Below are 7500 nucleotides of genomic sequence, written 5' to 3'. Positions count from 1 at the left end.
GGTGATTATATTTGGATCGCAGAGGCCGATGACTTATGCGATAAGACATTTTTACAAGAGGTGATACAGGGGTTTTATATAAATAATAATATTACCTTAAGTTACACACAATCAAAACAAATTGATGAACAAGGAAATGTATTGGCTAATCATTATTTAAATTACACAAATGATATCGATAAAGAAAAATGGAAAGGCCCCTATTTTCGAAAAGGCGTCGAAGAAATACAAGATACGTTACTTATCAAAAACACTATACCTAATGTTTCAAGTGTAGTTTTTAAAAATATAGATATGAAGAAAACAGAAAAACAGTTAGAGAAGTTCAAAATAGCTGGTGATTGGTTTTTCTATGTTTCTCTTCTTACAGAGGGAGATATTTACTTCAATCCATCCCCCTTAAACTATCATAGACGACATTTAAATAGCGTAACGAGAACAGAAGATTCATACTCCCATTACAATGAAGTTGTACAAATGCAAAATTTCATTAAAGAAAGATTTACTATCGACGACATTTCTAAAATGAAAATGTATACATATAGAAAGCATCTTAAAGCATACTTAAAAATTTAAACATGTGCTTTCTATGCCATCAATATCTCTAGTAAGTTGCTACTATTACTTAAGGGAGGAATACTCTTTGAAAGACTTTATAGAGGAACATAAAGATTTAATTTCTCAAATCGCACACAACTATAATGTAAATGCAAGTATCCATCCTGAGGATCATATCTTTCAGTTCATTGTCACTAATCCCGTCTTCCCATCAAAAAAAGAAGCGATAGATTACTACTTTAAAGATGGGCAAAACTCAGCACAAATACTCTTAAACTTAATTACTTCCCTTTATCCTCCTACAGGCAATCCAATTAAATTGTTAGAATTTGCATCCGGATACGGCTGCGTAACACGTCATTTATTAAATCTACAAGCGAATTTGAGTATAACCGCTTGCGATATACACGAAGAGGCTATTTCCTTTATTGAAAACAAATTAAATAATTCTTCTATATTATCTCATCCTGAGCCTGAACAGTTAAAATTGGACTCCTCTACGTACGATATCGTTTTTTGTCTATCCTTTTTCTCTCATATGCCTGATACAACTTGGTTTCGTTGGCTGCAAACATTATATAACGCTGTTTCACCTGGTGGTTTATTCATTTTCACAACCCATGGCTATCAAAGCAAAAAATACTTCGGGTTTCCAAATTTAAATGAAAAGGGCTATTGGTTTCTCTCTTCTAGTGAACAATTCGATTTAGATGTGAATCAATACGGACAAACGATAGTTAGTCCCTCTTACGTGTGTGACAAAATTAAATTATTACCCCATAACCCAATTATCAAAAAGTATACTGAAGGATTTTGGTGGGAACATCAAGACCTTTGGGTTATAGAAAAAGAAGCAAAATAATAACCCACGCTCTGCTTATACAAGTAGAGTGTGGGTTATTATTTTTTACTATATAAGAACTCTTCAATCCATAGCTTATTTAATCTAATCCCATGTTTAAAATCTATTTTAGGTTCCCAATTCAATTCTTGTTTTATCTTATCAATATTTAAAATGATTTTTTGAACGTTCTCTTGTTTTTGTTTGTAACAGATAAAATCCACTTTTCTTTCTGTTATTTTCTCTAATTCCACTATAATTCGTTTTAAAGAAAGACCTTTGCCACTCCCTATATTGTATACGCAAGATTTCAATTGATTTAATTGTGCTAGTTGTATAGTAATTTCAACTAAATCATCGATATAAATATAATCTCTAATAATCTCCTCTGGATTCCCATATATATGAATCCTTTCATTACTGAGATGCTGGTACAAAAAACAATTTATCGCCCCTACTTTTTTTAAGGGGTTTTGGTATTTTCCATACGGATTAGAATATCTACATACAACATAATCTATTCCATATTTTCTCTTATAAAAATACAAATAATTCTCCAGCGAAACTTTTGTTATTCCATACGGGGAAAGTGGTCTTAATGGATGTTTCTCATCAATAGGCAAATATTCAGGTTCACCATAAACTGTGCCTCCCGAAGAAGCTAATATAATTTTTTTAATACGAAAATCTTTAACACTTTCCATGAAATTAAGAAAAAATAGACTGCTATTAATATCACCGAAAACATCTTCAATTGAAGTTGCTACGTTAGACGTCGCAGCTAAATAAATAATAATATCTATATTCACTAAAGCCTTATATATATCCTCAACATTTTTTAAATCACCTTTAATAAATTCAACTTCACTTACAATATTTTGAGGAAAATTATTTATATGTCTGGAAAATACTTTTACATTTTGCCCCTGTTTCAATAAACCCAATGCGAGGTTGATACCAATGAAACTATTTCCACCTACTATTAAATAATTATTCTTCCTCATAATATCATCTCTCTAGTAATAAATTTTTCCCGTCTCCAAACCTAAAAATATACACAAATAAACTGGATCATTTCGATTATTCATCTTCTTATCATTGTATGTTTGTTATAAATTTTCATTATCTTTATTTTCTATTTTCATTTTAGAATAGCTTCCTTATTCAGGTTGACTGCAAAAACACTCATAATATTTACTCATCCCCATGAATATATTTAATAAACAATCCTCACTTGTTTAACCCATAAAAAAAACGTCTACATACACAAATTTCCCAAAAAGGAGTGCTGAACTCATGAAAAATATAAATCAAGAACTTTTAAATCATGTAATTCTACATAAAGATCGAATTCCACATTACCATAAAGACTTTCCGATTATACTATTTTGGAGTCATAGAAGCGGATGCACCGCGTTAGCTAATTGGTTCTTTTTTCAAATCGGATTATTTACTGAAGCAAAGAAATACAATGACTTTATTCATTACTATGAGTTCTGGGTGTATAAGAACAATACAAATTACATACCCGAGTTACAAAATGGTCTTCTAGAGGGTAAAAAGGATGTTTGTAAACTTGTGCGAAATCCCTATACAAGGGCTGTCAGCTCATTTCTATTACTTGCTGACAACCCATATGCTAGCCCTCAATGGGAAAGTATCCGTCATTATTTTTATAATGACAAATATAGTAATCAAGGAATATCATTTAAACAATTTTTATATTACGTTCAGGCATTCAGCTCCAATTCTCTAGCGCTAGATATACATTTTAGTCAACAATACGTCCCTGGTGAAGAAAACTTCATCCAATGTTATATTCCTTTAGAAGATTTTAATACACAAATCACCAAACTAGAACACACGTACGATTTGATAAAATCCCCTTTAGCACTTCTTACAAATTCAGATCATCATCGCGCACACAAGATGATTTATGCAGGGAGCTATGCAGAACTTAGCATTACAGATACAGACTTCCCACGATTTCCAACATACGAAAGCTTTTATGATAAAGAAACTATGGATTTAGTTACAGAAATATACGCACAGGATTTTGAAATGTACCCATACACGAAAGGGATATTTTAAGTCTATACATTTTCCCATGAATAAAAGCTGATGCATCGCATAGCATAAAGTGAAACTTTAATTCGATTGGGGGTTCTCTTCAACTGATTATTCCCTTCTCCTAATCGCAATTTTAAAAAATACCTAACTTTCACCCATTCCCCCTTTGATTTCGCTGATTGTTGACGTGTATCATACTTTCCATAAATAGATTGCATTTAACATAGGAGGGATGTCGTGTGGAAATCAATTTGAAACACAATAATGGGTACTGCGTTATTTGCGAAAAGAAAGCTACATTTATAGAGCATAATGATTGGCTTAGAGATCATTATTTATGTTCTACATGTAACTCTATACCAAGGCAGCGAGCTTTAATCCATGCTTTGCATACATTTTTTCCAAAATGGGATTCCTATAGTATCCACGAATCCTCTCCTGGAGGAATTACAACTCAGCTACTATTAAAAAACTGTAAAAACTATACTTATTCTCAATACTTTAAAAATTATCCTCTTGGCCAATACTTTCAAGGTATTAGATGTGAGAACTTAGAAGACATGACTTTTGAAGATGAATCTTTTGATTTATTCATTACTCAAGACGTTTTTGAGCATGTAATGACGCCAAACAAAGCCTTTAAAGAAATAGAACGAGTATTAAAACCTGGCGGCGCTCATGTATTTACTGTCCCTTGGTATCATACACTCACAAAAACTGTGCAAAGAGCAAGAATGAATCAAGAAGTGATTGAATATATTGAAGAGCCCATTTATCATGGAAACCCTATTGATGAGAATGGATCTTTAGTAACGTTCGATTGGGGGCAGGATATGATTGAATATATTTATACACACGCAAACATGTATACCATTGTTTATTTACAAAAGGATAGATCACTAGGGTTAGATGCTGAATTTTTACATGTTTTTATTAGTAAAAAGCAAGAAAATAAAGTTTAATCACTATATAATTCGGAGGTTTAACAAATGAATAAATTTAAGTTAGGAAGTGATTTTGATCATCTTGTTAATTCACTATCTGATGTCGAACTTCTAAATTTATTTATACAAAGTTGTTCACAAACAACGATAAATGGGGTTCCCGTACCTAGGTTTCCTCCTGAAGAAATTCAAAAACAATTTGTAGGTGCTTCCTATGAACATGCTCTTTACGAAGCATATTTGTTTTATAGACATATAAAAGAATACGCCCAAAATTTAGGGGTTCCCTTGAATAAAGAAAGTAAAGTTTTAGACTTCGGCTGCGGATGGGGAAGAATTATACGCTTCTTATTTAAAGATGCCTCTGATCAAAATTTACTTGGCATTGATGTCGATCCTGCGATGATCACACTTTGTAATGAAACACTAGGAAGAGGGATATATAAAACAGCAAGTCCACATCCCCCTGTAGAATTTATTAGTGACAATTCATTAGATATCATATTCGCTTATTCTGTATTCTCACATTTATCCGAAGCAACTGCCGAAAATTGGGTAAAAGAATTTTCAAGAGTTCTTCGCCCTGGTGGAATCTTCATCGCAACAACACAAGCGCGCTATTTTCTTGATTTTTGTCAACAATTCCAAGAACATCCTGAATTAATTCAAACAGGATGGCATAAAACTTTATCTCAAGCTTTTCCAGATATACATCGCGCCATCTCGGATTATGAAAACGGCAAATTTGTTCACAGTCCTACTGGTGCAGGAGATGTTAGAAATAGTAGTTTTTACGGAGAAACTGTTATACCTAGGACTTATATTGAAAATCATTATGAGAAATATTTAAAGCTACAAGACTTTTTTGATGATGTAAATCGATTACCACAGGCCCTCTTTGTCCTTCAAAAAATTTAATTCCTTTCATTCAACGTAATAAATTTCATGACGAAAAGCACTTTCTATTTCAGCTATATATCAAATTACCTAATACTCTCTTATTAAGTAAGCTTAAAAAAATCCAATACATACCATAAAAAGACAGTAAACAGATAACATATCTCTTGTTTTAAAATTGCTTCACCAAATCAAGAATAACTTCCCAACACTTGAACTACGAAAAACATGAGGGGGATATAACTTGAAAATAATCGCTTTTTACTTACCACAATTCCATCAAATTAAAGAAAATGATCGATGGTGGGGGAAAGGATTTACTGAATGGACAAATACTAAAAGTGCACAACCTTTATTTTCAGGACATTATCAACCTAGGGAACCTTATCAAGATTTTTATTACGACTTAACTACCCCCTCCGTAAGAAAGTGGCAAGCGGAAATCGCTAAAGCATACGGTATATATGGTTTTTGTTATTATCATTACTGGTTTAAGGGAAAAAGACTATTAGAAACACCCTTTAATGAGGTACTAAAGATGAAGGAACCTGACTTCCCTTTTTGTCTTTCTTGGGCAAATGAACCATGGACAAAATCTTGGGATGGTCTCGATAAACATATATTAATGCCTCAAGACTACGGAGATATATCTGATTGGAAGGAACACTTTGATTATTTATTACAGGCTTTCCAAGATGAGAGATATATTTATATAGATGATAAACCTCTATTCATTATTTATCGTCCAGGACATATTCCTGATTGTGAAAAAATGCTTAATTACTGGAATGCATTAGCGCGAGAAAATGGTTTAAAAGGTATATACTTTGCTGAAACATTAAACAGTTTTCCACTACCTAATATAAATGGATTCGATGCCAGCATTCAGTTTGAACCTTTCTATACAATTGCCCATGATAGCTCTTCAGACATAAATAAGGTAATATATGATTCTGATATGCAATTAAATGTTTGGGACTACGATAAAGTATGGATGTATATATTACAACGATCGCTCCCAAAGAAAAAAACATTTCCCGGGGCTTTTGTTGATTGGGATAATACTGCACGACGTAAAAACGCAAATAGCAGCATCTTTGTAGGTTCTACCCCTGAAAAGTTCACCATATATTTAAGCAAGCAAATTCATCGTACTTACTCTTTTTATAACAGCGAGTTTTTATTTATTAACGCATGGAACGAGTGGGCGGAAGGAACTTACTTAGAGCCAGATAAAAAATATGGATTTTCTTATTTAGAAGGGGTTAAAAATGCAATTGATAGAGGTATGAAAGCATACAAAAAAGACGAGTCATTCTGACTCGTCTTAAGCTTGCTTGGCGACGTCCTACTCTCACAGGGACAAGGTCCCAACTACCATCGGCGCTAGAGAGCTTAACTTCCGTGTTCGGTATGGGAACGGGTGTGACCTCTCTGCCATCATCACCAAACTATGAAGGCATATTCCTTCAAAACTAGATAACATTGCTACATATTATATGGTTAAGTCCTCGATCTATTAGTATTCGTCAGCTCCACATGTCACCATGCTTCCACCTCGAACCTATCAACCTGATCATCTTTCAGGGATCTTACTAGCTTACGCTATGGGAAATCTCATCTTGAGGGGGGCTTCATGCTTAGATGCTTTCAGCACTTATCCCTTCCGCACATAGCTACCCAGCTATGCCCTTGGCAGAACAACTGGTACACCAGCGGTGCGTCCATCCCGGTCCTCTCGTACTAAGGACAGCTCCTCTCAAATTTCCTACGCCCACGACGGATAGGGACCGAACTGTCTCACGACGTTCTGAACCCAGCTCGCGTACCGCTTTAATGGGCGAACAGCCCAACCCTTGGGACCGACTACAGCCCCAGGATGCGATGAGCCGACATCGAGGTGCCAAACCTCCCCGTCGATGTGGACTCTTGGGGGAGATAAGCCTGTTATCCCCGGGGTAGCTTTTATCCGTTGAGCGATGGCCCTTCCATGCGGAACCACCGGATCACTAAGCCCGACTTTCGTCCCTGCTCGACTTGTAGGTCTCGCAGTCAAGCTCCCTTATGCCTTTGCACTCTACGAATGATTTCCAACCATTCTGAGGGAACCTTTGGGCGCCTCCGTTACACTTTAGGAGGCGACCGCCCCAGTCAAACTGCCCACCTGACACTGTCTCCCGGGTCGATAAG

Annotated in this window: 7 protein-coding genes and 2 rRNA genes (2 of these 9 cut by a window edge); 6 read left to right on the top strand and 3 right to left on the bottom strand. The window is 34.9% G+C overall.

Features of this window, described 5'->3' with window-relative positions; translation table 11 throughout:
* Together ACUL40_RS21340 and ACUL40_RS21335 are read left to right on the top strand one after the other, a co-directional pair.
* On the top strand, positions 1–576 hold the final stretch of the coding sequence (locus ACUL40_RS21340; RefSeq protein ID WP_065382371.1) for a glycosyltransferase. It extends 1356 nt beyond the left edge of the window; the window shows 576 of its 1932 coding nt (coding positions 1357–1932); its start codon lies off the left edge, out of view; its stop codon occupies positions 574–576.
* 67 nt (positions 577–643) lie between these two features.
* The gene (locus tag ACUL40_RS21335) at positions 644–1420 is read left to right on the top strand and encodes a class I SAM-dependent methyltransferase (RefSeq protein ID WP_000651232.1); all 777 of its coding nucleotides are present in this window, start codon (positions 644–646) and stop codon (positions 1418–1420) included.
* Between the two features lie 38 nt (positions 1421–1458).
* Here the strand turns inward: ACUL40_RS21335 and ACUL40_RS21330 are convergent, their stop codons facing one another.
* Positions 1459–2403: an NAD-dependent epimerase/dehydratase family protein gene (locus ACUL40_RS21330; protein ID WP_001230833.1), complete on the bottom strand. Its 945-nt coding sequence runs from the start codon at positions 2401–2403 to the stop codon at positions 1459–1461.
* A 292-nt stretch (positions 2404–2695) separates the two neighbouring features.
* Between ACUL40_RS21330 and ACUL40_RS21325 the strand changes: the two genes are divergently transcribed.
* From ACUL40_RS21325 to ACUL40_RS21310, 4 genes are all read left to right on the top strand, one after another.
* Positions 2696–3490: a sulfotransferase family 2 domain-containing protein gene (locus tag ACUL40_RS21325; protein ID WP_000790047.1), complete on the top strand. Its 795-nt coding sequence runs from the start codon at positions 2696–2698 to the stop codon at positions 3488–3490.
* 218 nt (positions 3491–3708) lie between these two features.
* Positions 3709–4431, top strand: coding sequence for a class I SAM-dependent methyltransferase (locus tag ACUL40_RS21320; RefSeq protein ID WP_048538439.1), 723 nt, complete (start codon positions 3709–3711; stop codon positions 4429–4431).
* Positions 4432–4458: 27 nt separating this feature from the next.
* On the top strand, positions 4459–5331 hold the full coding sequence (locus tag ACUL40_RS21315) for a class I SAM-dependent methyltransferase (protein WP_001031897.1): 873 nt from the start codon (positions 4459–4461) through the stop codon (positions 5329–5331).
* A 223-nt stretch (positions 5332–5554) separates the two neighbouring features.
* Positions 5555–6631 carry a glycosyltransferase WbsX family protein gene (locus tag ACUL40_RS21310; protein WP_000690976.1) on the top strand — a complete coding sequence of 359 codons (1077 nt, stop codon included), beginning with the start codon at positions 5555–5557 and terminating at the stop codon, positions 6629–6631.
* Positions 6632–6645: 14 nt separating this feature from the next.
* Here the strand turns inward: ACUL40_RS21310 and rrf are convergent.
* Both rrf and ACUL40_RS21300 read right to left on the bottom strand, forming a co-directional pair.
* A 5S ribosomal RNA gene (gene rrf, locus ACUL40_RS21305) occupies positions 6646–6761 on the bottom strand.
* Between the two features lie 48 nt (positions 6762–6809).
* A 23S ribosomal RNA gene (locus tag ACUL40_RS21300) occupies positions 6810–7500 on the bottom strand; it runs 2231 nt beyond the window's last position.

The organism is Bacillus sp. KNSH39 (assembly GCF_052656585.1).
The sequence above is the reverse complement of the archived record's forward strand: the minus strand, read 5'-3'. Positions and strand labels throughout refer to the sequence as shown.

Bases quoted from the DNA above. Each gene is read 5' to 3' on its own strand.
- ACUL40_RS21330 (WP_001230833.1), bottom strand. From the start codon at position 2,403: ATGAGGAAGAATAATTATTTAATAGTAGGTGGAAATAGTTTCATTGGT.
- ACUL40_RS21325 (WP_000790047.1), top strand. From the start codon at position 2,696: ATGAAAAATATAAATCAAGAACTTTTAAATCATGTAATTCTACATAAA.
- ACUL40_RS21315 (WP_001031897.1), top strand. From the start codon at position 4,459: ATGAATAAATTTAAGTTAGGAAGTGATTTTGATCATCTTGTTAATTCA.